Below are 25,771 nucleotides of genomic sequence, written 5' to 3'. Positions count from 1 at the left end.
TAGATGTCCTAGTATCGGCCACGGACAGAGAAATCGACGTGAGCACAGCAGATGGGGACAATCATGACCACACCCGAACCGATCGTCATCGTCGACGGGGCCAGGACCCCCGTCGGTAGCTTCGGCGGCGTCTTCAAGGACGTACCCGCACACGAGCTGGGTGCCGCAGCAGCCAAGGCCGCGCTGAGCCGCGCCGGCGTTGCACCCGAAGACATCGACGAGGTCGTCATGGGCTGCATCGGCCAGGTCGGCCCCGACGCCTACAACGCACGCCGCGTGGGCATCGCCGCCGGACTGCCCGAGAACGTTCCCGCCTACACCGTCAACCGCCTCTGTGGCAGCGGCCTGCAGGCCGTGTGGTCGGCGGCGATGCAGATGCGCTGGGGCGCAGCTGCCATCACCCTCGCCGGCGGCGACGAGAGCATGTCCCGCATGCCGTTCTACGACTTCGCCGCCCGCTCGGGCTACAAGCTCGGCGATCGCAGCCTCGTCGACGGCACCGTCGCCATGCTCACCGACCCGTTCAGCAAGGCTCATATGGGCCGCACCGCCGAAGCCGTCGCCCGCAAGTACGGCGTCAGCCGCGAGCAGCAGGACGAGTTCGCCGTCGAATCTCAGCGCCGCGCTGCTACCGACGCAGCCAAGGCAGCATTCGCCGAGGAAATCACTCCCGTCGAGACCGGTGGTCGGCGCTCCGTCACCGTCACCGAAGACGAGCACCCCAAGCCCGGAACCACTGTCGAAACCCTCGCCAAGCTGCGCCCCGCATTCGAAGAGGGCGGATCCGTCACCGCCGGTAACGCGTCGGGCATCAACGACGGCGCCGGCGCCCTCGTCCTCGCTACAGGAACCGAGGCAGCCAAGCGCGGTCTCACCGGACTCGTCACGCTCGAAACTGTCACGACGGCAGCCATGGAGCCCGGCCTGATGGGCTACGCTCCCGTGCTCGCTCTCGAAAAGCTTTTTGCGCAAACAGGATTGAAGCCGTCCGACATCGGCACCGCCGAGGTCAACGAGGCCTTTGCTTCGCAGGCCATCGCCGTCATCCGTGACAGTGGCCTGGATCCGGAGAAGACCAACCCGTACGGCGGAGCAATCGCCCTCGGACACCCGGTCGGCGCTACCGGAGCCATCCTCACGCTGCGCGCGGCACGCGACATGGTCCGTCGCGACCTCGAATTCGGCATCGTCACCATGTGCATCGGCGGCGGTCAGGCACTCGCTGCCCTGCTGAAGCGGGTCTGATCATGGCGACCAAGCGCAAGCCGTCGTGGCATGACGACGAGATCACCGCAGTAGCCGAACTGGCCCGTGGTTTCTTCGATCGTGAACTGATCGCCAAGCGTGAGCAGTGGGACGCTCAGCATCGCGTCGACCGGTCCGTGTGGCTCGAAGCCGGCAAGCTCGGCCTGCTGTGCTGCTCGATTCCCGAGGAATACGGCGGGGGCGGTGGAACTTTCGCGCACGATCTTGCAGTCTTCGAGGCGCAGGGTTACTGCGGTGACTATGCACTCGGTAACTCCGTACACAGTGGCATCGTCGCCCACTACGTGCTCGAGTACGGAAGCGAAGAGCAGAAGAAGGCCTGGCTGCCAGGTATGGCGACGGGTGAAATCCTCGGCGCCATCGGAATGACCGAGCCGGGAACAGGTTCCGACCTCAAGGCAATCACCACGTCCGCGATCCGCGACGGTGACCACTACGTCGTGAACGGGTCGAAGACCTTCATCACCAACGGTGGCAGCGCAGACATGATCGTGCTTGCCGTCAAGACCGATCCCAAGGCGGGCGCCAAGGGCGTCTCGCTCCTGATCGTGGATCTGCGTGACTGCGAAGGCTTTGCGGTCGGCCGCGTCCTCGACAAAGTCGGTCAGCACGGCGCCGATACGTCGGAGCTGTCCTTCACCGATGTTCGCGTTCCCGTCTCGAACCTCCTCGGCGAGTCCGAGGGGCTCGGTTTCGGTCAGTTGATGGCGCAGCTGGTGCAGGAACGTCTCATCATCGGCGCGCAGGCCATCGGCACCATCGAGCGTGCCGTCGAGGAGACCGTCGCGTACACCAAGGCGCGTCAAGCGTTCGGGCACAGCCTCTTCGAGTTCCAGAACACCGCCTTCGAGCTGGCCGAGTGCCAGACGATCGCGCGCACCTGCCGTGTCTTCCTCGACAACTGCATCGAGGATCACCTCAACGGCGAGCTGGACGGCGCAGACGCCGCGATGGTCAAGTACTGGCTCACCGAACAGCAGTGCGCCGTCGTCGACCGGTGCGTGCAGCTCTACGGCGGATACGGCTACATGCGTGAATACCCGATCGCGCGCATGTACGAGGACTCCCGCGTCCAGAAGATCTACGCCGGCGCCAACGAAGTGATGAAGGGCATCATCGCGAAGAGTCTTTGATCACCGGCGTCGAAAACCATTGACACCGACCAGGCACCCACCGAGCATTTCGGTGGGTGCCTTTGTGTGTGCCTACAAGCGGGATCGAGCTGTTCGGAAGGCAATCACTGATGAGCTTCACCATCGACGTCGGATCGGCGCGCGTCACCCAACTGACGGAGTTGGCGCACTGGCCGTTCCCGCCGCGAGAGCTTTTTCCGCACGCGGGTGATGCGGAGATCGAGGACGCGTCGGCGCGGCTGACACCGGAGTTCTTCGACGCGGGTAGCGGTGACCTCGTACTTGCCATCCACACCTACCTGGTGGAGATCGGCGGCAAGGCCATCGTCGTCGACACCGGCAACGGGAACAGCAAGCACCGGCCGAACCTCCTGCCGCACCACATGTTCGGTACCGACTACCTCTCGCGCTTCGCCGACACCGGCGTCGACGTGGACGACGTCGATCTGGTGGTCAGCACACATCTGCACCCCGATCATTGTGGTTGGAACACCAACCTCGAGGCCGAAACCTGGCGGCCCACCTTTCCCCGCGCGACCTACATTTTCGACCGCACCGAACTGGCCGCGCTCGAAAAACTCGCCGCCGACGGTCCACACGAAGGAGTGGTCTCGGATCTGGCGCAGACCTTCGAGGACAGCGTCCGTCCCGTTCTGGACGGGGCGAAGTGGGAGGCGGTCGACGACGGCCACGTTCTGGCCGAGTCCGAAGGCACACGCGTCGTCGTGCGCAGCGCGCCCGGCCACACGCCGGGCCACGTCGTGATCGAGATCCGCACTGCCGACGGCGGCGCCGTCATCTCCGGCGACGTGATCCACCATCCGATCCAGTTTCTGTACCCGGACCTCAGCCAGGGCGGCGACGCCGATCCCGAGATCGCCAGGGTCACCCGCCGCGAACTTCTCGAACGCTGCGCGTCGGAGGGACTGCTTCTACTTCCCGCACACTTCCCCGTCGACGAACCGATCACCATCGAATTCGATTCGAGCGGTGCACCGAGTGCTTCCGGTCTGATCGGTCTTGCAACGTCCTGACTTGCCGCATCGTCCCTGGTGACGCATCCAACCCTCGGCGTCCGAACAGGTCCGATACCCTGGTTCATCGTGACCGCTGCAAATTCAGAGACCGCCCGTGCCCAGTACGACCTGATCGTCGTCGGTTCGGGATTCTTCGGGCTGACCATCGCCGAGCGTGCCGCTACCCAGCTGGGTAAGCGTGTGCTGGTGTTGGACCGCCGTCACCACCTGGGGGGGAACGCATACTCGGAGGCTGAGCCGGAGACCGGCATCGAGGTCCACAAGTACGGTGCCCACCTGTTCCACACCTCCAACAAGAAGGTCTGGGACTACGTCACCCAGTTCACGGAGTTCACGAACTACCAGCACCGCGTCTTCGCGCTGCACAAGGGACAGGCGTACCAGTTCCCGATGGGCCTCGGCCTCGTGTCGCAGTTCTTCGGTCGGTACTTCACTCCCGAAGAGGCACGGGCCCTCATCGCCGAGCAGTCCAGCGAGATCGATTCGAAGGATGCCTCCAACCTCGAAGAGAAGGCGATCTCCCTGATCGGACGCCCGCTCTACGAAGCATTTGTGCGTGACTACACGGCAAAGCAGTGGCAGACCGACCCCACCGAGCTGCCCGCGGCGAACATCAGCCGCCTGCCGGTCCGCTACAACTTCGACAACCGCTACTTCAACGACACGTACGAGGGCCTGCCCGTCGACGGCTACACAGCGTGGCTCGAGAACATGGCAAAGGATCCGAAGATCGAGGTCCGCCTCGACACCGATTACTTCGACGTCCGCGACGAACTGCGCACCGCGAGCCCCGACGCACCCGTCATCTACACGGGCCCGCTCGACCGCTACTTCGACTACTCCGAAGGTTCGCTCGGATGGCGCACCCTCGATTTCGAGACCGAGGTTTTGCCCACCGGAGACTTCCAGGGCACCCCGGTCATGAACTACAACGATGCGGACGTGCCGTTCACCCGCATCCACGAGTTCCGTCACTTCCACCCCGAGCGCGAGTACCCGACCGACAAGACCGTCATCATGCGTGAGTTCTCACGTGCCGCGGAGGCGAAGGACGAGCCGTACTACCCGATCAACACGCCCGAGGATCGCGAGAAGCTCTCCGCGTACCGCTCCCGCGCCAAGAAGGAGACCGCGGAGAACAAGGTCCTCTTCGGCGGGCGTCTCGGCACCTACCAGTACCTGGACATGCACATGGCGATCGCCAGCGCACTGACGATGTTCGAGAACACCCTGCGCCCGCATCTCGAAACGGGTGCGGAATTGGCAGGGGAGAGCGAATGAACGCACGTCATCTACTCGAAGGCGAAGAAGTCGTCACCGGCGACGAGGTGACCTACCTCGGCAAGTCCCTGCTCTCCCGGATCATCCTTCCCCGCGCCGGCGAACCTCTCGACGTCCGCACGCTGTACTTGGAGGAAGCTTCGACCAACAGTCGTCGGGCTCACTCCACCTCGCGGACGTCCGTCGCGCTCGGCGCCGAGACCGAGGTCTCGTTCGCCACGTACTTCAACGCGTTCCCCGCCAGCTACTGGCGCCGCTGGTCCATTCTGAAATCTGTGGTCCTTCGACTCGAACTGTCCGGACACGGCCGCGTGGATGTCTACCGTTCCAAGGCGGACTCCTCGCGAATTCACGTGGAAGGCAAGGAATTTGCCGACGGCGATGCCGCGGTCGAGTTCGAGGTGGAACTGGCGCCGTTCGAGGACGGTGGCTGGATCTGGTTCGACATCACCACCGATACGGCCGTCGTCGTCGAGAGCGGCGGCTGGTACGCGCCCGTCGAGGCGCCCGGCGAAGCGACTGTTGCCGTTGGTATTCCGACGTTCAATCGCCCGACCGACGCTGTCAAGGCGCTGGCTGCATTGTCCTCGGATCCTCTGGTGTCCGACGTGATCAAGGCCGTCATCATGCCGGACCAGGGCACCCGCAAGGTGCGTGACGAGCCCGGGTTCGCCGAAGCTGCTGCAGCACTTGGTGATCGGCTCGCCATTCACGATCAGGGCAACCTCGGCGGCTCCGGCGGATACAGCCGAATCATGTACGAGGCACTCAAGACCACGCAGTGCCAGCACATCCTGTTCATGGACGACGACATCGAGATCGAACCCGACTCGATCCTTCGCGCGCTTGCTTTCTCGCGCTTCGCGAAGTCGCCGATGCTGGTGGGTGGGCAGATGCTCAACCTGCAGGAACGCAGCCACCTTCATGTGATGGGTGAAGTGGTCAACCGCGGGATCTTCATGTGGTCTGCGGCGCCGAACGTCGAATACGACCACGACTTCTCCAAGAATTCGCTGCGAGATTCGAAACTGCTGCACCGCCGCATCGACGTCGACTTCAACGGTTGGTGGATGTGCATGATCCCGCGCCAGGTCGCGGAAGAGCTCAAGCAGCCGCTGCCACTGTTCATCAAGTGGGACGACTGCGAATACGGTTTGCGCGCAAAGGAAGCCGGATATCCGACCGTCACGTTGCCTGGTGCCGCGATCTGGCACATGGCGTGGAGCGACAAGGACGACGCCATCGACTGGCAGGCGTACTTCCACCTCCGTAACCGTCTGGTGGTGGCCGCGCTCCACATGCCGGGCAACGGCCGCGGCCTTGTCGTCAACACGGTGAAGGCGACTCTCAAGCACCTGCTGTGCCTCGAGTACTCCACCGTCGCGATCCAGAACAAGGCCATCGCGGACTTCCTCGCCGGACCGGAACACGTCGCGAACATGCTGCCGACAGCACTCGGTGAGGTTCACGCCCAGCGCAAGGAGTACCCCGACGCCGTCGTGGTGCCCTCGGCAACCGCACTACCGCTGCCCTCCGGCGCCGAGGTCGGGGACGTCAGCGCGCCGACCAACCCCGTCGCGAAGATCGTCCGCGTCGGCAAGGCCGTGGTACACAACCTCAAGCCCGCGCACCCCGAGCATCACGAGCGTCCTCAGCTCAACGTGCCGACCATCGACGCCAGGTGGTATCTGCTCTCGCAGGTCGACGGCGTCACAGTCACCACCGCCGACGGCCGTGGCGTCGTCTACCGCAAGCGCAACCCCAAGCAGGCACTCGAACTGCTCAAGGAAGCCATGCGTTTGCGCCGCGAACTCGCCGCCCGTTTCCCCGAGCTCAAGAAGCAGTACCAGGACGCCGTTCCTTCACTGACCAGCACGGAAAGGTGGGAACGTGTCTTCGGCATCTCCTGAAGTACAGATTCTGGCCGGTATTCAATCGACCGTCGGGCAGCTGCCGGGGGCCGTCAAGGTCGCCCGCGGTATGTCTCACTTCGGTGAGCACTCCCTCGGATGGATCGCGATCGCTGCCGTCGGAGCTGCTGTGGACAAGCCGCGTCGACGTGAGTGGGCCGGAGCAGCCGTCGGCGCATTCGGTGCACACGCCGCCTCCGTGGTGATCAAACGAGTCGTCAGGCGCAAGCGACCTTCCGACCCTTCGGTGCAGGTCAACGTCTCGACACCGAGCAAGCTCAGCTTCCCGTCGTCACACGCGACGTCGACGACGGCGGCGGCTGTGCTGATCGGTCGACTCACCGGGCTACCCTTACCGGCGTTGCTGGTGCCCCCGATGATGCTCTCGCGTCTGGTCCTGGGAGTTCACTACCCGACCGACGTACTCGCCGGAGCGGCACTGGGAGCCGCATCCGCGGCGGTAGTTCGCCGGGTCGAAGAAGCCAGAGCCGAACAGAAATGTGGAGATAAATGAGCGAGGAACCGGCTACGGTCAGCGGACCCCCGAAGTCCCTGCCCGCCGGCATCGTCAAGGCGCTTCGCCCACGTCAGTGGGTCAAGAACGTCCTTGTGCTGGCAGCGCCCATCGCGGCCGGAACCGCCACCGAAGCCGACGTGCTCCTGCCCGTCGCGCTGGCGTTCGTCGTGTTCTGCATGGCGGCATCGGGCATCTACCTCGTCAACGACGCGATGGATGTCGAAGCCGACCGTGCTCACCCCACGAAGCGATTCCGTCCCATCGCGGCCGGAGTTCTACCCGTCAACATCGCGTACGGCATGGCAGTCGTGCTGCTTGCCGGTGCGATCGGGCTGTCCTTCCTGGCCAACTGGCAACTCGCCGTGGTCATGGGCGTGTACATCGTCATCCAGCTCGCCTACTGCTTCGGTCTCAAGCATCAGGCCGTCATCGACATCTGCATCGTCTCGTCCGGCTTCCTGCTTCGAGCGATCGCCGGTGGCGTTGCCGCCGAGATCGATCTCTCGCAGTGGTTCCTGCTGATGATGGCGTTCGGTTCACTCTTCATGGCGGCAGGCAAGCGCTACGCCGAACTGCAGTTGGCCGAGAAGACCGGCGCGAAGATCCGTAAGTCCCTCGAGAGCTACACGATGACGTACCTGCGTTTCGTGTGGACGATGGCAGCGACGACGCTGGTCCTCTGCTACGGACTGTGGGCGTTCCAACAGGACGCCATCAAGGGCACCAACTGGTATGCCATCTCGATGGTGCCGTTCACCATTGCGGTGCTGCGATATGCGGTGGACGTCGACGGCGGCGAAGCCGGAGAGCCTGAGGAGATCGCGCTCGGTGACCGGGTGCTGCAACTCCTCGCGATTGCGTGGATCGGAGTAGTGGGTGTCGCTGTCTACCTCGTCTGAGCCACGCACCGAGGCCGACCCGCACGTCGACACTGCGGCGAATCGCACCACCCTCAGTCGAGGAGTTTTTCTCGGCGGGGTGGTGCTTGCTGCTGCCCTCATGTTCTGGGGGGCGTGGGAGCGTCGCTGGATCGCCGACGACGGACTCATCGTCTTGCGAACCGTCCGCAACCTGCTCGCGGGGAACGGCCCGGTCTTCAATGCGGGGGAGCGTGTCGAGGCGAACACGAGTACCGCGTGGACGTACATCGTCTACGCGTTCAGCTGGCTCACGCAGATCCGCCTCGAATACGTCGTTCTGACGATCGCGCTCGTGCTATCGACTGCTGCCGTCGTGCTGGCGATGCTCGGCACCGGTCGTCTGTACCGAGGCGTTCGGCCGTCGGCGGGCGGAACGATCCTGCTGGTACCGGCAGGTGTTCTCGTCTACATCGCGGTTCCGCCTGCGCGAGATTTCGCCACTTCCGGGCTCGAGACTTGCTTGGTGATCTTCTGGATCGCGCTCCTGTGGCTACTGCTCGTTCGGTGGGCGCAGGCGTCGAAGCCGTCCACGGCGTCGATCCTGACTCTCTCGTTCGTGGCAGGCCTCGGACCATTGGTTCGACCCGAGATGGCAATTCCCGGTGCTGCCGCGTTGATGATGATCGTTCTCTCCGCAGGCCTGACCTGGAAGATTCGCGCACTGATCGTGGTCGTCGCCGGACTTGTGCCGGTGGGCTATCAGATCTGGCGAATGGGCTATTACGCCCTGCCGTACCCGAACACCGCGGTGTCGAAGGACGCCGGTGGCGCGAAGTGGGCGCAGGGTTTTGCGTACCTGTGGAACCTCGTCGGGCCGTACCTGCTCTGGCTGCCGCTGCTTTTCCTGCTCATCGGCGCGCTGCTGCTCGTGTGGCGAAGCCGAGCGGACGCACCTGCTACCGCCACCGATCAACCCGCACGCTCGCTGTGGCAGCGCTTTCAGCAGTTTCTGCGCACGCCGCGGGCCGTCGTCACGTTCATCCTCGGCAGTGGGCTGATCCTCGGGATCTATTCGCTACGCGTCGGCGGCGACTTCATGCACGGCCGCGTCCTGTTGCCGGTGTTGTTCTGCCTGCTCATCCCGGTCGCCGTCATTCCGCTGCGGGTTCCGGCGCGGGCAGCGTTCGGCAGTAACCGCGACACCGCGATCTTCGGAGTCTCGGCGGTGCTGTGGATCGGGACGATCATCTGGGCCTTCTTCGCCGCCAACACGACGGGCATGCCGGAAGGCTCCGTGGTGGGTCGCTCGGGAATCGTCGACGAGCGTGCGTTCTATGCACTCAACACCGGTCACAAGCACCCGATTCTTGCCGAGGACTACCTCGACTATCCGCGAATGCGTGCCATGGTGGAGACCATCGCGCGGACTCCGGAGGGTGGGCTGCTGTTGCCGTCGGCGAGTTACGACTCCTGGTTCGTCGTCCCACCGCCAGGGCCGCTCGAGGAGCCTGCCGAGCACGTCGTCTTCTTCCTCAACCTCGGAATGACGAGCATGAACGTGGGCCTCGACGTTCGGGTGCTCGATCAGATGGGGCTGGCGTACCCCCTGGCAGCACACACCGAGCGCCTCGAAGACGGCCGGATCGGGCACGACAAGAACCTTTACCCGGACTGGGTGGTCGCGGATACCGGAATGATCGACGTTCGCCCGTGGCTGCCGTTCTTCCTCGACGAGGACTGGGTTGCCGACGCGAAGCTGGCGATCACGTGCCCGGAAACGCAGGAGTTGCTCACGTCGTACCGCTCCGAGCTGACCTGGGCCAGATTCAAACAGAACTTCCAGCAGGCTTTCGACTTCGCGAAGTACCGATTCGACCGGGTTCCGGCCTACGAATTGGAACGCTGCGGGCTCGTTCCGCCGGAGCCGCCGAAGTGATGTGATCAGCATCACCGACGGTTGAAGGTTTGAATATTTCGATTCAGTAACACCGAATCGATTGGCCACGATGTACTCGAAGACGATTCACCTAACCTGAATCACTCCCTGCGGGTGATGACGGCGTCGCCCGCGGACTGAGACGTAACGGTCTGTCTATTTGTCACAGCTGAACCTGTGACATAAAGTCCAGCGAGCGCAGTGTGACTTGGAAGAGGTCCGCTGCCGACCCGAACTTGTTCGGGCTGGCAGAAAAGCCTGTTCCCCGACGGAATCCGCCGGAGCCACTCCACCGAGTGAGTGCCGCAGACGAAGAGAGAGAGCAGTATCCATGCGTTTTGCCAGAAAGAGGCTGACCCAGCGCCTCAAGCACCGAGCGTTGGCCATCGGTGCCGCAGCACTTGTGCTACCCCTTGCTGCAGGAGTTGCCGGTAGTGCTGTCGCCTCTGCTGCGCCCGCGCACACTGCTCCCAGCCACACCGCCCCCTCGGGCGGATACGACGAGCTGTGGGTGCCCTCCTCGATGGGCAACATCAAGGTCCAGGTCCAGTGGGCCGCACGCGGCGGAAACGCTGCCCTCTACCTCCTCGACGGCCTGCGTGCGCGCAACGACGCCAACGCGTGGAGCTTCGAGACCAACGCGATGGACCAGTACCGCAACGACAACATCACCCTCGTGATGCCCGTCGGCGGCGAGTCCAGCTTCTACAGCGACTGGTATGCACCGTCGAACTTCAACGGTCAGCAGATCACGTACAAGTGGGAAACGTTCCTCACGCAGGAACTCCCCAACTTCCTCGCGAACTACGGCGTCTCGCCGAACAACAACGCGGTTCTCGGTCTCTCGATGGGTGGCAGCGCTGCTCTGACGCTGGCTGCTTACCACCGCGACCAGTTCAAGTTCGCCGGCTCGCTGTCGGGCTACCTGAACATCTCGGCTCCCGGCATGCGCGAGGCAATCCGCGTCGCAATGCTCGATGCCGGTCGCTTCAACGTCGACTCCATGTGGGGACCGCCGTGGAGCCCGTCCTGGCTGCGCAACGACCCGTTCGTCTTCGCACCGCGTCTGCAGGGCCTGTCGATGTACATCTCGTCGGCAAGCGGCCTGCCCGGTGAATACGACCACCCGCGCGCACCGATCGATTACTACAACACGGCTAACGGCATGGGCCTCGAAGCTCTCGCCCTGGTCAACACCCGTGCATTCCAGATCCGCATGAACTCGCTGGGTATCCCGGCCACCTACAGCTTCCCGTCCAACGGCACGCACTCGTGGCCGTACTGGTCGGCAGAGCTGTGGAAGGCTCGCGGCCAGATCCTCGACACCATGAACGCTTGGTGATCGTGCGCCATCCCGTGACCTAGTCACTTCACCAGTGCCGTTCCGGACTCCCTCCAAGGGAAACCGGGACGGCACTTGTGTATTCAGGTGCTGCACGATCGCCTGAGGTCAGTAACAATTGCACCACCAGTAACAGCGCGGCTACCCCAAGCGGGGATCGTTTGCGTGTAGAAATAGTTTCAACGGGGGTCTGGCTGCTCAGGCGGCTACACGATCGACGCGCGGACCGAACGTAAGGAAAGAGAGTGAGCTCATGCGAGTAGGCCTTGCCACGGAGGACCGTCGCCGGTCCCGGGCAACCTTCCGGACAAAGGTCGTCGGCGCACTGGCAGCGATGCTGGTACTGCCGATCGCCGCGGGCTTGACGACGGCCGGAACCGCGGCAGCCGCGCCGGCACCTGCTCAGGCCGCACCGGCCGTGACCCAGAACCCCACCGGCGCAGCGGTCACGAAGGTCGACTGGCTCAGTGAGCGTCGCGTCGCGCTGTGGGTGAACTCTCCCGCGATGGGCACCCCGATTCAGGTGCAGATCCTCTTGGCTCGCGATTGGAACGTCAATCCGTCGGCCAGCTTCCCCTCGGTCTGGATGCTCGACGGTCTTCGCGCGACCGACAACGAGAACGCCTGGACCTACGAAACCGACGCCGAGTCCTTCTACGCGGACAAGAACGTCAACGTCATTCTTCCCGTCGGCGGTCAGTCCAGCTTCTACTCCGACTGGCTCGAGCCCGACAACGGCAAGAACTACCAGTGGGAGACGTTCCTGACCAAGGAACTGCCCCCGATCCTCGAAAAGGACTGGCGGACCACGCAGACGCGCGGAGTAGTCGGACTGTCGATGGGCGGAACGTCCGCTATGTTCCTCACGGCGCGTAACCCCGGCTTCTTCAAGTTCGCGGCTTCGCTGTCCGGCATCCTCACCACCACCTCGCTCGGCATGCCTCAGGCAATCCAGTTCGCGATGACCGACGCCGGTGGATACAACTCCGCCGCGATGTGGGGACCGCCGTCCAACGCACAGTGGGCTGCACACGATCCGTATGCGCTCGCCGAGAAGCTCAAGGGCGTCAGTCTGTACGTCTCGAGTGGTAGCGGTACGACCGGCCCGTACGACCAGCCGTCGGGAATTCCCGGCGTCAGCACCAACTACGCAGGTATGGGCCTCGAGATCCTCGCTCGCCTGACCTCGCAGACCTTCGCGACCAAGCTCAACCAGCTCGGCATCCCCGCGCAGGTCAATTACCGCCCGTCCGGAACCCACTCGTGGCCGTACTGGCAGTTCGAGCTTCATCAGCTGTGGCCGCAGTTGGCCAACGCCATCGGCGTCGAGGTCGAGAAGCCGGCTTGCGGCACGTCGGGTGAGATCGGTGCGACGGCTGCAGCCAACGGTTGGATCGGCGACTGCATCACCCCCGAGTACAGCGTCGCGGGTGGCCTGGCACAGGACTTCCGCAACGGTCGCATCTACTTCACCAGTGGAACGGGCGCCCAGCCTGTAGCCGGTCGTATCGCCGGCGCGTACATGAACACCGGAGCAGCGGCCGGCCCGCTCGGCTTCCCGCGTACTCCCGAACTCGGTACCCCCGACGGACGCGGACGCTTCAACCACTTCCAGAACGGCTCCATCTACTGGACCCCGCAGACCGGCGCTCACCCCGTCAGCGGCGACATCCTCGCCGAGTGGTCCGCACAGGGATGGGAAGGTGGCCCGCTCGGCTACCCGACCGCCGACGAGATCGCGACCCCCGGCAAGCCGGGCAAGGTTCAGGGATTCGAGATCGGCGCGATGTACAGCAGCGCCAACGGAACTCACGCGGTTCTCGGAATGATCATGGGCAAGTACGGCGAACTCGGTTGGGAAAACGGCTGGCTCGGATTCCCGAAGTCGAACGAGGTTCCGATCAAGGACAACGGACGCTTCACCGAGTTCGAGGGCGGCAACATCTACTGGAGCCCCGGCACCGGTGCATGGTCCGTCGAGAACGGCCCGCTCTTCGACGGCTGGAAGAGCGTCGGATACGAGGGCGGCCGCCTCGGATTCCCGATCAGTGACAAATTCGACATTCCCGGTGGTGTCCAGCAGAACTTCCAGTTCGGCTACATCACGGTGATCGGTGACAAGACAGAAGTTCACTAACTCACAGTGGTGCACGACGGGCGGGCCCGATCACGGATCGGTGCCCGCCCGCGTGCGTTGCGTAACCTGTTGATGGACTTTCGACTGAAGGCAAGGACGGACATTGATGTCGCTTTTCTCGGGTAACCGAAACACTTGTGCACGCGCGATCGCGGTCGGCGCCTTGGCGCTCGCCACTGGTGGCGCGCTTGTCGCGTGCGGTAGTGACGACTCCACTGCAACCTCCAATCCGGTCACCACGACGTCCGCTGCGGCTTCGTCCTCGAGTGGTTCGGCGTCTGCGTCCGCCTCTGCGACCACGACGGCGTCGGCTGCACCCACCAGTCCAGGAGCAGCAGCCACCGCGCCGCCGGAGCAGCCGCAGAGCATCGAAGGCTTCCCGGGCCCCACAGTCGTCGAGGTCAGTCCAGAGGCACAGAAGTTCCTCGACGGACTGAAGGCGAAGGGCATCACCCCAGCCGGTGACGGAAGCATCGCCGTCAACACGGCCAATTACATCTGCGCTGCCGGTCCTCAGACCGACGACGAGGTCCTGACCTTCGTGACTGCCTTCGTCGGCCAGGAAGCGTCGGCGGAAGGCAAGCAGATCACTCCCGAGCAGGCAGGTGCGAACGCTCAGATCTATATCGACGTCGCCAACACCACCTACTGCAAGTAGGCGCGGGTCATGGCGAGGTCTGGAAAGCGTCGTGGGTGCCTGATCCCGCTGCTGATCATTCTTGTGGTCGCAGCGGTCGTGATCGGCGGTTGGTACATCCTGGCCGGGCGGGTGCCTTCGCCGACTCCGATCCCGCCGAGCCCGGAGCCACCGGTCTCTCAGCCGGCCAGTTGCCCCGATGTCCAGGTAGTAGCCATACCGGGTACGTGGGAGTCGAGCGCTACCGACGACCCGTACAACCCGACGGCCAATCCGGCGTCGTTGATGCTGAACGTGACCCGCCCTCTTCAGGAGAAGTTCGATAGTTCGAGGGCCGACGTCTACACCGTTCCTTACGTCGCACAGTTTTCGAATCCGGTTGCGATCCCGCCGGACGGACAGCAGTCCTACAACAACAGCCGGGCTGCGGGAACTGCTGCCACTAACGACTTTCTGATGAAGCGGCACGCCGAGTGCCCGCTCACGAGCTACGTCCTGACCGGATTTTCCCAGGGCGCGGTGATCGCGGGTGACGTCGCCGCGAGTATCGGCGACGGTACCGGCGCGGTGCCTGCCGATCTGGTTCTGGGCGTGGGCTTGATTGCCGACGGTCGGCGCGATCCGGCGTTCGGGAACACGGTTGGCCCGAGCGTTGCCGGTGTCGGTGCCGAGCTGTCGCTGAACGGGCTGAAGCTTCCCGGTCTCACGATGACCGGCCCGAGGCCAGGCGGATTCGGCGACCTCAACGACCGGACTTATCAGATCTGCGCGCCGAGCGACGGTATCTGCGACGCTCCGGCCGCCGCCCTCAATCCGACCAACTGGTTGAGTTCGGCGCCGCGGCTTCTCGAGTACTACAACAACCCTGTGCACGCGATGTACAACTCCTTCCAAGTCGATCCGAACGGCACGACGGCCACCCAATGGATGGCACAGTGGGCTGCGGAGAAGATCGACGCCGCACCGACACCGCCCCACAGTTGAGTCACCGCCGCACTGTTGATTCGTCACAATCGGGCGTCTCGGGAGTTCGCTCGCGGGTAATCTGCTCGTTTGGTCCCGGTAGAGTGCTGCACGGTCCGGGGGCGTCCTCTACAGTGCTGTCACGTAAGTGACTGGCGAGTAGGTTCGATTTGTCCGGTTTCGAAGTCCGAGTACGACGTACGTGTCCATCACAGGAGAATCGCTATATGAGTTCCACCCACGGCAGCGATGCCCTACGCAAATTCCGGTTTGCGGCCGGTGGCGAGGGCAACGCCGAAGAGGGTGGTGCGCGACGTTTCGTCAAGCTTGCGCAGAAGGCCGAGGAACTCGGCTACGACTCGTTCATGATTCCGGACCACCTGGGTAATCAGGTCGGACCGATCGCCGCTCTGGGAGCGCTCGCAGTGGCCACGGACAAGATCCGTCTGGGCACTGCCGTGTTGGCCAACGGCTTCCGTCATCCTGCTGTGCTCGCGAAGGACGCGGCGACTATCGACGTGCTGTCCGGTGGCCGACTCGAACTCGGTATCGGCGCAGGCTGGATGAAGGAAGAGTTCGACAAGGGCGGCATCGCATACGAAAGCCCCGGCGTTCGCATCGAGAAACTCGAGGAGTCTCTGCAGATTCTCGACACACTGCTGCGCGGGCAGGAATGCACTTTCGAAGGCAAGCACTATCAGGTGCGTGGCCTCAAGGGCAGCCCGCGACCGCGGCAGGGCCCGCGGCCGCCGATCATCGTCGGTGGCGGCGGACCGAAGATGCTCGCTCTCGCCGCGAAGTACGCGGACATCATCTCGGTCGCCACACCGACCAACCGTGACGGGCGGCTTCTGCTCTCCGGAATCACGATGGAAAAGACCATCGAACGTGTCGAGCGGATCCGCGAAGCTGCCGGCGAGCGTTTCGATGAGATCGAACTCAACTGGACCATCACCATGATCATGATCACCGACGATCGAGAGCAGGCTGCCGAGATGGCAATCGCCGCTCTGGACCAAGGTTTTCCGCCGAACATCGAAGTGGATCGTAAGCTGAGCGTGGAGGAGTTGCTGAACTCTCCATACCTGGCTGTGGGCACTTTCGAGGAAATCGCAGACCAGATTCGACTGGTCCGCGAGAAGACGTCGATGTCGTACGTCGGGGTCTTCCCGACGCAGATGGAAGCGTTCGCCCCGATCATCCCGTTACTGGCGGGCGAGTAGGCCGGAGAATACGGACGATGCGAATCTGTAACATATCGATGGTTTGGGATCGATGAAGTGATTCAGGTGAGTTGCGCACAAAGTGCGATTCGATTGATCGAAGATGGACCCGAGAGAGCGAAGGAAGTCTGGGGCGCAGGCATGAAAGACAGTGCTTGTGTGATCGCTTCGGAGGAGATGGAATGAACGCGCTGTTCGATGGCTTTCTCGACGAGAAGGGCCAGATCCGCCTGCAACCAGGCTTCACGCTGGTCGACTACGTCGAGCAACACTCGCGTGTCAACGCGGACGAGCTCGCGTATCGGTACATCGATTACTCACGCGAGCGTGACGGTGAAGCCCTGGAGCTGACCTGGGAGCAGTTCGGTGTGCGTCTGCGCGCTGTTGCAGCCCGTTTGCAGCAGGTCACCAAGCGTGGCGACCGTGTCGCGATTCTTGCGCCGCAGGGGCTCGACTACGTCATTTCGTTCTTTGCCGCCATTCAGGCAGGTTCCATCGCGGTGCCGCTCTTCGATCCGGACGAGCCTGGTCATACCGACCGTCTTCACGCTGTTCTCGGTGACTGCAAGCCGACTGCGATTCTGACTGCCGCTTCGTCGGCTGCCGGTGTTCGTCAGTTGTTCCGCTCGCTTCCCGCTGCCGAGCGTCCGCGCATCATCGCCGTCGACGCGATTCCCGACACCGTCGGTGAAACGTGGGTTCGTCCCGACATCGAGCTCGACGACATCGCGTACCTGCAGTACACCTCCGGTTCGACCCGAGTTCCCGCCGGCGTGGAGATCACCCACCGCGCTGTCGGAACGAACGCGCTCCAGATGGTCGACTCCATCGAACTCAACGAGGACTCACGCGGCGTCACGTGGCTGCCGCTGTTCCACGACATGGGCCTGCTGACGGTCATCCTGCCTGCTCTGGGCGGCAAGTACATCACCATCATGAGCCCGCGCGCTTTCGTGCAGCGGCCGTACCGGTGGATCAAGGAACTGGCTGCGGTTTCCGACGGCGCAGGCACCTTTGCCGCCGCTCCCAACTTCGCTTTCGAGCACGCTGCCGCGCGCGGCCTGCCGAAGGACGGCGAGACCCTGGACCTGAGCAACGTCATCGGCCTGATCAACGGCAGTGAGCCGGTCACGACGTCGTCGATGCGCAAGTTCAACGACGCTTTTGCTCAGTACGGTCTGCCCAAGACTGCGATCAAGCCGTCGTACGGCATGGCCGAAGCGACGCTCTTCGTCTCCTCGACCAAGCATTCCGACGAGGCCAAGGTCATCTACGTCGACCGCACGGAACTCAACAAGGGCCGCATGGTCATCGTCGACCAGTACTCCGAGAACGCCATCGCACAGGTCTCCTGTGGGTACGTCTCGCGCAGTCAGTGGGCGGCGATCGTCGATCCCGAAACTCTGACCGAGGTCCCCGACAATCACGTCGGCGAGATCTGGTTGCACGGCGAGAACATCGGCATCGGCTACTGGGGTCGCCCCGACGAGACGGCGGAGACCTTCCACAACAAGCTGGACAATCGGTTGAGTGAAGACAGCCACACCGAGGGCACGCCGGCGGATGCCAACTGGATGCGTACCGGCGACTTCGGCGTCTACGTCGACGGCGAGCTGTACATCACCGGCCGCGTCAAGGACCTCGTGATCGTCGACGGTCGCAATCATTACCCGCAGGACCTCGAGGCTTCGGCTCAGGAAGCCAGCCCCGCCCTGCGCCCCGGCTTCATCGCTGCGTTTGCCGTCCCGGCCAACCAGCTGCCTTCTGTCGTGTTCTCCAACACGCACTCGGGTCTGAAGTTCGACGACGACGATTCCTCGGAGCAGTTGGTCATCGTGGCCGAGCGTGCTCCCGGCGCAGGCAAGGCCGATCCGCAGCCGATCGCGGACACCGTGCGTGCGGCGATTTCTTCCCGTCACGGTGTTACGGCCCGAGACATCCTGCTCGTCCCCGCGGGTTCGATTCCGCGTACGTCAAGCGGCAAGATCGCTCGCCGCGCGTGTAAGGCGAGTTATATCGAGGGAACGTTGCGAGGCGGCTATCAGCAGACCGCATTCCCCGATAGCGTTTGAGGAGCAGTCCCTTCATGATCGGTGGCTTGGTGAGTTGATGGTTGAACAAGATGGTGTGCAGAGCAAAGACGTTGTGAGCGAGATGAGTGTCGCGCAGTTGCGTGAGTGGCTTCGCAACTGGATCGCCGACGCGACCGGTCAGCCGGTGTCGACGATTGTGGACGACCGGCCGCTGGACGAGTTCGGACTCGCCTCGCGGGACGCAGTTGCTCTGAGCGGAGACATCGAGGATCTGCTCGGTGTCACGCTGACCGCCACGATCGTCTACCAACACCCCACCATCGCCTCGCTGGCTACTCGGATCATCGAAGGTGAGCCCGAGGCGCCGGAGGAGACCGTCGACGCGTCGTACTACGTCTCAGGCGCCACGACGGACGCCCACGACATCGCCATCGTCGGACTGTCCACACGATTCCCCGGTGCCGGGCACACGCCTTCGGACATGTGGGAAATGCTGGCGGCCGGACGCGACGGCATCAGCGACCTCCCCGAGGACCGCTGGGCCGAGTTCATGTCGGATCCCGCCATCAAGGCCGCGGTCGAGAACGCCAACACCAAGGGCGGGTACCTCGACGACGTCAAGGGCTTCGACGCCGAGTTCTTCGCGATGTCTCCGCTCGAGGTCGTCAACGTCGATCCGCAGCAGCGCCTCGCCCTGGAACTCGCGTGGGAAGCGCTCGAGCACGCGCGCATTCCGGCCAGCGGGCTCAAGGGCAAGCAGGTCGGTGTTTTCATCGGCAGTTCCGCCAACGATTACCAGTTGCTCGCGGTCAGTGATCCGACGACGGCGCACCCGTACGCACTGACCGGAACGTCGACGGCCATCGTCGCGAACCGGGTTTCGTACTTCTTCGACTTCCGTGGACCGTCCATCGCTCTGGACACCGCGTGCTCGTCTTCGCTGGTTGCCGTTCACGAGGCTGTGCGTTCGCTGCGCAGTGGTGATTCCAACATCGCGCTGGCCGGTGGCGTCAACATGCTGCTGGCCCCTCCCGGAACCCTCGGTTTCGATCAGACCGGGATGCTCGCTCCCGACGGAAAACTGCGTGCATTTTCCGCACACGCTCAGGGCATCGTTCGCAGTGAGGGTGGCGGACTCGTCGTGCTCAAGCGTCTCGAAGACGCCGAGCGTGACGGCGATTCCATCCTCGCGGTGATCGCCGGATCCGCGGTCAACCAGGACGGCCGTTCCAACGGTCTGCTCGCGCCCAACCCGGACGCCCAGGCCGACGTGTTGCGTTTCGCGTACCGCGACGCCGGAATCTTGCCGACCACAGTCGACTACATCGAGGCGCACGGAACGGGTACCGATCTCGGTGATCCCATCGAGGCCGACGCGCTCAGCCGTGTCGTCGGTCGTGGCCGTGACGACGACAAGCCGGCTCTGCTCGGTAGTGCGAAGACCAACTTCGGGCACCTGGAAGCAGCTGCGGGCGCCGCCGGCCTGATCAAGGTCGTTCTGGCGATGCAGGAAAACAAGATTCCCGCGACGATCAACTACCTGGGCCCGAACTCGCACATCGACTTCGAGAAGGCGCACCTGCAGGTGACGCCCGAGGCCACCGACTGGCCGCGTTACACCGGCAAGGCCGTCGCCGGCGTTTCCGGTTTCGGTTTCGGCGGAACCAACGCGCACGTCGTGGTCAAGGAATACGTGCCCGCCGACGTGGCAGTCGATGAACCAGTCGTGGATGCCCCGGTAGTTGACGAACCGGCAGCAGAGGACGAGAGCACCGTTGTGCTGGCTGTGTCCGGTGCGCTGCCTTCGCGTCGTCGCCGCGCAGCTGCAGATCTGGCCGACTGGCTCGAAACCGAAGAGGGAAGCAAGACGCCCCTCGCCGACGTTGCCCGCACACTCGCGCGTCGCAACCACGGACGCTCGCGCGCCGCTGTTCTGGCGAAGACGCGGTCCGAGGCCATCAGCTCGCTGCGCGCCGTCGCCGCAGGCAAGCCGGCTCAAGGAGTCTTCTCGGCCGACTCGCCGTCGCCCAAGGGCGCGGTGTGGGTGTTCTCGGGCTTCGGCTCGCAGCACCGCAAGATGGCCAAGCAGCTCTACACGGAGAACGCGGCTTTCAAGGCAGCCGTCGACGAGGTCGATGCGCTGATCCAGGACGAGGCCGGCTACTCGATGGTCGAGATGTTCCTCGACGATTCGATCGAGTACAACGTCGAGACCGCACAGGTGGGAATCTTCACCATCCAGGTCGGTCTGGCCGCATTGCTGCGTCACCACGGCGCTGAGGCCGAAGCCGTGGTTCCGCACTCGATGGGTGAGGCCGCTGCCGCATACGTGTCCGGTGGTCTGAACCTGGAAGACGCTGTGCGCGTGATCTGTTCACGTTCACGGCTGATGGGTGAGGCCGAGGGCGCACTCGTCGGTGACGACATCCGTCTGATGGCACTGCTCGAGTACAGCGCATCCGAGATCGAGGCGCTGCTGCCCACGTATCCCAAGCTCGAGGTCTGCGTTTACGCAGCTCCGACGCACACGGTGATCGGTGGACCGCAGCCGGACATCGAGGCGATCGTCGCGGCCGCCGAGGCGGACGGCAAGATGGCGCGTGTCCTGCAGACCAAGGGTGCCAGCCACACCTCACAGGTCGATCCGTTGCTCGGCGAGCTTGCCGCGGAGTTGGCCGGTATCGAGCCGACCACGTTGAAGCTCGGCGTCTACTCGTCCGTCGACAAGGACACTTTCTACCGTCCCGGTCACGAGCCGATCCATCAAGAGGCGTACTGGGTCAAGGGTCTTCGCCACAGCGTGTACTTCACCAATGCGGTACGCGGTGCAGTTGCCCACGGCCACACCACTTTTGTCGAGCTTGCACCCAACCCGGTGACGCTGATGTCGGTGGCGGCTACCGCTTTCGATTCGGGCCTGCACGACATGGAACTCATCCAGACGCTCAAGCGTAAGGAAGACGAGTCCGCGGGTGTGCTTGCCGCTCTCGCGCAGCTGTACGTGCACGGCCATGCTGTGAACCTCGAGTCCTTGCTTCCTGCAGGCGATTTCGCCTTGGTTCCGCGTACTGCATTCCTGCGTAAGCCGTACTGGCTCGACATTCGCGTCAGTGCCGGCGGTTCGGCTCGCGTACCCGGTTCGCACGTCGCTCTGCCCGACGGCCGCCACGTGTGGGAGGTCGACGCATCCGCCGTCACTGATCTGGCTGTGCTCGTGAGCGCTGCTGCCGGACAGGTGCTCTCGGATGTCGCTCTCACCGCTGCCGTTCCGCACGGTGAGCTGGCCGGCGCTGCGACCCTGACGACAACCCTCAACCCGCATCCGGGTGGAGCGTCGGTGCAGGTGCATGCTCGTGAGGGCGCTACGTTCCGTTTGCTGTTCGATGCCGTCGTCACGTCCGGTGAGCCGCTGCCCGAGCTGGTCATTAGCGCGCCGGTCAAGACCAGTGCGCCGATGGAAACCCTGGCCGAGGTCGTCGAAGACGCCGGAGACAAGTGGGATCCGAACGGTTCGCAGAGCCTCGACGATCGCCTCAAGATCGTTGTGGCCGAGTCGATGGGGTACTCGCCGGAAGATCTTCCGGCTGAGGTTCCGCTCATCGAACTGGGTCTCGATTCGCTCATGGCGATGCGTATCAAGAACCGCGTCGAGTACGAGTTCGACATTCCGCAGCTCCAGCTCCAGGCAGTCAAGGACGCGAGCCTCAACGAGGTCAACAAGTACCTGCGCTACGCGATCGACAATCGCGAAGAGGTTCAGGCGATGGCCGACAAGCAGGCTGCCGAGAAGTTGGCAGCCGATGCGGCTGACGAGGACGCTGCTCCCGCTGAGGAGTCGGTGGAACTGCCGGCGACTGCTCCGGTTGCTGCTGCGCCTTCCGATCCTTCTCGAGCCGGAACTGCCGACGATGCCGGCTCCGACGTTCCGCCGCGAGATGCGGCCGAGCGCTTGACGTTTGCGACGTGGGCCGTCGTCACCGGGAAGTCCGCCAAGGGTATTTTCAACGATCTGCCGATCGTCGGTGACGAGGTCGCCGAGAAGCTTGCTGCTCGGCTGTCCGAGCGTGCGGGCGGCGAGATCACTCTCGACGACGTTCTCGATTCCACCACCATCGAAGAGCTTGCGGACGTCGTGCGCCAGTACCTCGAGGACGACGGCAAGATCGACGGACTCGTACGCACTCTGCGTGCCCGTCCCGAAGGTTCCACTGCCGTACCGGTATTCGTCTTCCATGCTGCCGGTGGTTCGACGGTGACGTACGAGCCTTTGCTCAAGCGCCTGCCCGCCGGCACGCCGATGTACGGGTTCGAGCGGGTCGAGGGCTCGATCGAAACCCGTGCTGCTGCTTACGTTCCGCTGCTGCGTGAGATCCAGGGCGACGGACCGTACGTGCTGTGTGGCTGGTCGTTCGGCGGCGTGATGTCGTATGCGGTCGCGAAGTTGCTGCGTGAGCAGGGCGCCGACGTGCGTGTGGTCGGACTGCTCGACACCGTCATGGCCGGCGAGGTCGTGCCGGACACCGAGGCGGAACGACGCAAGCGTTGGGAGCGCTACGGCAAGTTCGCCAAGCGCACCTACAACCTGGATGTTCCGCTGCCGCTTGACGTTCTGGCCTCCACCGAAGCGGACGAGGATCAGATCCAGATCTTGATGGACATGATCAAGATGAGCGGCGCCAAGATTCCCGGCGGCATCATCGAGCATCAGCGGACGTCGTGGTTGGACAACCGCGCCATCCAGACGGCCGAGTTCAGCAGCTACGACGGCGACGTCGTGCTCTACATGGCCGACAAGTACCACGACGAGTTGATGACGCTCGAGCCCGCATTCAAGACCCGCAAGGCAGATGGTGGTTGGGGTGACTACGTGAAGAACCTCGAGGTCGTCTACATCGGCGGGGACCACCTGCAGATCGTCGACGAGCCGTACATCGCGAAGGTTGCGGCAGACCTCACCACCAAGCTGGCCCAGATCGAGACAGCTCAGACCAAAGCAGCGGAAACCGGAGTTCAGAAGTGACGACAACCACCGCGGAGAAGCTCGCTGAACTCCGCGAAAAGTTGGAGAAGGCAAAGGAACCCGGCTCGGCTCGGGCCATTGCGAAGCGCGATGCAGCAGGGCACAGTACGCCGCGCCAGCGCATCGACATGTTGCTCGATCCCGGTAGCTTCGTCGAGGTCGGCGCCCTGGTGAAGATGGCGGGCGAGGACAACCCGTACAGCGACGGCGTCATGACCGGTCACGGAACTGTCGACGGGCGTCCGGTTGCCGTGTTCGCGCACGATCAGACTGTGTTCGGCGGTGCCGCCGGAGAGATGTTCGGCCGTAAGGTCGCCGCCGTCAACGATTTTGCACTGAAGGTGGGCTGCCCGGTCGTCGGTATCAACGATTCCGGTGGAGCTCGAATCCAGGATGCCGTTTCCTCATTGGCCTGGTACGCCAACATGGGTTCACGTCAGGAGCCCTTGTCCGGCGTCTGCCCGCAGATCTCGGTCATCCTCGGTAAGTGCGCCGGCGGTGCCGTGTACGCACCGATCAACACCGACGTCGTGGTCGCGACCGAAGAGTCGTACATGTTCGTCACCGGACCCGACGTCATCAAGTCGGTCACCGGCGAAGAGGTCAGCCTCGAGGATCTGGGCGGGGCGCGCAAGCAGGCGGAGTACGGAAACATCCATCACGTCGCTCCCGACGAGAAGGCTGCATTCGACTGGGTGCGTGAGTACCTGAGCTTCATGCCGTCCTCGTGCACGGAGAAGGCGCCGTTGATCAACCCGGGTCTCGAACCCGAGATCACCGAGTCGGATCTCGAACTCAACGCCTTCATGCCGGATGCCGACAATGCCGGCTACGACATGCACGACATCATTCTGCGGATCTTCGACGACGGAACCTTCCACGAAATCGGAGCCCAGGTCGCGCACAACGTGATCACCGGGTTCTCCCGCGTCGACGGCCTGCCCGTCGGTGTCGTGGCCAACCAGCCCACGTACCTCAGTGGCGCCCTCGATGCGGACAGCTCCGACAAGGCTGCCCATTTTGTGCGCCTGTGCGACGCTTTCAGCATCCCGCTCGTTTTTGTCGTCGACACACCAGGCTTTCTTCCCGGCGTCGATCAGGAAAAGGTCGGTGTCATCAAGCGTGGCGGGCGTTTCCTGTTCGCGTACATCGAAGCCACTGTGCCGAAGGTGACGGTGGTGGTTCGTAAGGCGTACGGCGGCGGTTATGCCGTCATGGGTTGCAAGCAGCTCGGTGCCGACATCAACCTCGCGTGGCCGACCGCTCGTATCGCCGTGATGGGCGCCGAGGGTGCCGTCAACATCATGGGACGTCGTCAGCTCGCCGAGGCCGGCGAGAACGCACCCGCGGTGCGTGCTCAGTTGATCAACTTCTACAACGAGTTCGTCGCGACGCCGTACATCGCGGCTGAGCGCGGATACATCGACGCGGTGATCGAGCCTTCGCAGACGCGTCTCGAAATCCGCAAGGCTCTGAAGTTGCTCAAGGACAAGACGATCTTCAAGAACCCGCGCAAGCACAACTTGATGCCGCTCTAATTCTTCTTGTCACCGAGGGCGTCGAACTGGCGGCGTAGCGCTTCTATCGCCGCCAGGACGGCAGGTCTTTCGCTGTCGGTCCGCCAGGCGAGGTAGATGTCCCGGCCGAGCGGCGGAATCGTGTCGAGCATTCGAACACCTTCCGGCGGTGCAACTCTCGCCAGGCGTGGAATCAATGCGACGGCGAGGCCCTGAGCGACGAATTCGACCTGGGTGGGAAACTCGGCGACCTCGTACTCGATTCGTGGGTCGAACCCCTGCGCGCGCAGGGTCCTGACGGTGAAGGTGTGAAAATCCGTTCCCCGGGTCCACGTCGCCCAGGCATGCTCGGACAGCTCGCTCAGTGCGACGACCTTGTTCTCCGCCAGCGGATGTGACGCGGGGAGAGCGAGCAGCGCCACGTCGTCGTACACGGGTGTGAAGGAGAGTCCGTCGGGAAGTTCGACGGGCAGAGTGCTCCAACTGTCGACCACCACGACGTCGAGGTCGCGGCGAATCAGTGCGGGGAGCAGTTCTTCGGATTCGCCTTCGTTGAAGGTGATTTCGAGCTGGGGGTGCGCGTGCCTGATCTCGGCGATGGCTCGCGGCAGCACCGTCCTGCTGGGGGAGACCAGGGCCCCGATGCGTACGCGGCCCGTCACCTCGCTCTGCAGCGACGCGATTTCCGCCTCGGCCTGGGCGAGCGTCGAGAGAACCTCTGCGGTTCGGCGCGCGAGGATCCGGCCCGCTTCGGTGAGTCGTACACCGCGGCCCTGCGGTTCGAGGAGCGGAACACCGACCTCGCGCTCGAGTTTGTTCAACTGCTGCGAAATCCCGGACGGTGTGACATGCAAGGTGCGGGCGGCAGCCGCCACTGATCCGTTCTCGGCGACGGCGTGCAGGGCGCGGAGTCTTTCGAGATTCAACACAGTAGCAATGCTACCGAATATACGGTCTGA

17 protein-coding genes are annotated in these 25,771 nt (G+C 63.7%); 16 read left to right on the top strand and 1 reads right to left on the bottom strand.

Going from position 1 to position 25,771, the window contains the following annotated elements; translation table 11 throughout:
* Window positions 1-63: 63 nt before the first annotated feature.
* From R4P70_RS25615 to R4P70_RS25540, 16 genes are all read left to right on the top strand, one after another.
* Window positions 64-1,245, top strand: a complete 1,182-nt coding sequence (locus tag R4P70_RS25615) for a thiolase family protein (RefSeq protein WP_007731825.1) — start codon at window positions 64-66, stop codon at window positions 1,243-1,245.
* A 2-nt stretch (window positions 1,246-1,247) separates the two neighbouring features.
* Window positions 1,248-2,399: an acyl-CoA dehydrogenase family protein gene (locus R4P70_RS25610; RefSeq protein ID WP_007731824.1), complete on the top strand. Its 1,152-nt coding sequence runs from the start codon at window positions 1,248-1,250 to the stop codon at window positions 2,397-2,399.
* Between the two features lie 110 nt (window positions 2,400-2,509).
* Complete coding sequence (locus R4P70_RS25605) at window positions 2,510-3,433, top strand: MBL fold metallo-hydrolase (protein WP_029254206.1); 924 nt, start codon at window positions 2,510-2,512, stop codon at window positions 3,431-3,433.
* A gap of 69 nt (window positions 3,434-3,502) precedes the next feature.
* A complete protein-coding gene (gene glf, locus R4P70_RS25600; RefSeq protein WP_046377735.1) occupies window positions 3,503-4,717 on the top strand; it encodes a UDP-galactopyranose mutase in 1,215 nt (404 codons plus the stop codon).
* Complete coding sequence (locus tag R4P70_RS25595) at window positions 4,714-6,627, top strand: glycosyltransferase (RefSeq protein ID WP_029254207.1); 1,914 nt, start codon at window positions 4,714-4,716, stop codon at window positions 6,625-6,627. The genes glf and R4P70_RS25595 overlap by 4 nt, the downstream gene beginning before the upstream one ends.
* Complete coding sequence (locus tag R4P70_RS25590) at window positions 6,608-7,141, top strand: phosphatase PAP2 family protein (protein WP_003943893.1); 534 nt, start codon at window positions 6,608-6,610, stop codon at window positions 7,139-7,141. Before R4P70_RS25595 ends, R4P70_RS25590 begins: the two co-directional genes overlap by 20 nt.
* Window positions 7,138-8,043 (top strand): decaprenyl-phosphate phosphoribosyltransferase, encoded by a 906-nt coding sequence (locus R4P70_RS25585; protein ID WP_003943808.1) that lies wholly within the window; start codon window positions 7,138-7,140, stop codon window positions 8,041-8,043. Before R4P70_RS25590 ends, R4P70_RS25585 begins: the two co-directional genes overlap by 4 nt.
* On the top strand, window positions 8,021-9,940 hold the full coding sequence (gene zomB / locus R4P70_RS25580; RefSeq protein ID WP_046377737.1) for a flagellar motor control protein ZomB: 1,920 nt from the start codon (window positions 8,021-8,023) through the stop codon (window positions 9,938-9,940). The genes R4P70_RS25585 and zomB overlap by 23 nt, the downstream gene beginning before the upstream one ends.
* A gap of 331 nt (window positions 9,941-10,271) precedes the next feature.
* Complete coding sequence (locus R4P70_RS25575; protein ID WP_020905770.1) at window positions 10,272-11,282, top strand: alpha/beta hydrolase; 1,011 nt, start codon at window positions 10,272-10,274, stop codon at window positions 11,280-11,282.
* A 253-nt stretch (window positions 11,283-11,535) separates the two neighbouring features.
* Window positions 11,536-13,419 (top strand): alpha/beta hydrolase-fold protein, encoded by a 1,884-nt coding sequence (locus R4P70_RS25570; protein ID WP_020905771.1) that lies wholly within the window; start codon window positions 11,536-11,538, stop codon window positions 13,417-13,419.
* A 106-nt stretch (window positions 13,420-13,525) separates the two neighbouring features.
* Window positions 13,526-14,077 carry a DUF732 domain-containing protein gene (locus R4P70_RS25565; RefSeq protein ID WP_019746408.1) on the top strand — a complete coding sequence of 184 codons (552 nt, stop codon included), beginning with the start codon at window positions 13,526-13,528 and terminating at the stop codon, window positions 14,075-14,077.
* Between the two features lie 9 nt (window positions 14,078-14,086).
* Window positions 14,087-15,040 (top strand): cutinase family protein, encoded by a 954-nt coding sequence (locus tag R4P70_RS25560; protein ID WP_019746409.1) that lies wholly within the window; start codon window positions 14,087-14,089, stop codon window positions 15,038-15,040.
* 206 nt (window positions 15,041-15,246) lie between these two features.
* Entirely contained in the window at window positions 15,247-16,242 is a 996-nt protein-coding gene (locus R4P70_RS25555) for an LLM class F420-dependent oxidoreductase (protein WP_019746410.1), read from the top strand.
* Window positions 16,243-16,424: 182 nt separating this feature from the next.
* On the top strand, window positions 16,425-18,314 hold the full coding sequence (gene fadD32 / locus R4P70_RS25550) for a long-chain-fatty-acid--AMP ligase FadD32 (protein ID WP_003943899.1): 1,890 nt from the start codon (window positions 16,425-16,427) through the stop codon (window positions 18,312-18,314).
* A 37-nt stretch (window positions 18,315-18,351) separates the two neighbouring features.
* Window positions 18,352-23,295: a polyketide synthase Pks13 gene (pks13, locus tag R4P70_RS25545; protein ID WP_317832405.1), complete on the top strand. Its 4,944-nt coding sequence runs from the start codon at window positions 18,352-18,354 to the stop codon at window positions 23,293-23,295.
* Complete coding sequence (locus R4P70_RS25540) at window positions 23,292-24,833, top strand: acyl-CoA carboxylase subunit beta (protein ID WP_019746413.1); 1,542 nt, start codon at window positions 23,292-23,294, stop codon at window positions 24,831-24,833. The genes pks13 and R4P70_RS25540 overlap by 4 nt, the downstream gene beginning before the upstream one ends.
* On the opposite strand, the gene R4P70_RS25535 is transcribed toward R4P70_RS25540, so the two are convergent.
* Window positions 24,830-25,741 carry a LysR family transcriptional regulator gene (locus R4P70_RS25535; RefSeq protein WP_317832402.1) on the bottom strand — a complete coding sequence of 304 codons (912 nt, stop codon included), beginning with the start codon at window positions 25,739-25,741 and terminating at the stop codon, window positions 24,830-24,832. The genes R4P70_RS25540 and R4P70_RS25535 overlap by 4 nt on opposite strands.
* Between the last annotated feature and the right edge of the window lie 30 nt (window positions 25,742-25,771).

The organism is Rhodococcus sp. IEGM 1241 (genome assembly GCF_033142365.1).
Lineage (GTDB): Bacteria > Actinomycetota > Actinomycetes > Mycobacteriales > Mycobacteriaceae > Rhodococcus_F > Rhodococcus_F erythropolis.
This window is presented reverse-complemented; position numbering and strand designations above follow the sequence as displayed.

What these genes read in the sequence shown, in the direction of transcription:
- R4P70_RS25615 (WP_007731825.1), top strand. Translation starts at nt 64, where the DNA reads ATGACCACACCCGAACCGATCGTCATCGTCGACGGGGCCAGGACCCCC.
- R4P70_RS25610 (WP_007731824.1), top strand. Translation starts at nt 1,248, where the DNA reads ATGGCGACCAAGCGCAAGCCGTCGTGGCATGACGACGAGATCACCGCA.
- R4P70_RS25605 (WP_029254206.1), top strand. Translation starts at nt 2,510, where the DNA reads ATGAGCTTCACCATCGACGTCGGATCGGCGCGCGTCACCCAACTGACG.
- R4P70_RS25595 (WP_029254207.1), top strand. Translation starts at nt 4,714, where the DNA reads ATGAACGCACGTCATCTACTCGAAGGCGAAGAAGTCGTCACCGGCGAC.
- R4P70_RS25585 (WP_003943808.1), top strand. Translation starts at nt 7,138, where the DNA reads ATGAGCGAGGAACCGGCTACGGTCAGCGGACCCCCGAAGTCCCTGCCC.
- R4P70_RS25575 (WP_020905770.1), top strand. Translation starts at nt 10,272, where the DNA reads ATGCGTTTTGCCAGAAAGAGGCTGACCCAGCGCCTCAAGCACCGAGCG.
- R4P70_RS25570 (WP_020905771.1), top strand. Translation starts at nt 11,536, where the DNA reads ATGCGAGTAGGCCTTGCCACGGAGGACCGTCGCCGGTCCCGGGCAACC.
- R4P70_RS25565 (WP_019746408.1), top strand. Translation starts at nt 13,526, where the DNA reads ATGTCGCTTTTCTCGGGTAACCGAAACACTTGTGCACGCGCGATCGCG.
- R4P70_RS25560 (WP_019746409.1), top strand. Translation starts at nt 14,087, where the DNA reads ATGGCGAGGTCTGGAAAGCGTCGTGGGTGCCTGATCCCGCTGCTGATC.
- R4P70_RS25555 (WP_019746410.1), top strand. Translation starts at nt 15,247, where the DNA reads ATGAGTTCCACCCACGGCAGCGATGCCCTACGCAAATTCCGGTTTGCG.
- fadD32 (WP_003943899.1), top strand. Translation starts at nt 16,425, where the DNA reads ATGAACGCGCTGTTCGATGGCTTTCTCGACGAGAAGGGCCAGATCCGC.
- pks13 (WP_317832405.1), top strand. Translation starts at nt 18,352, where the DNA reads ATGGTTGAACAAGATGGTGTGCAGAGCAAAGACGTTGTGAGCGAGATG.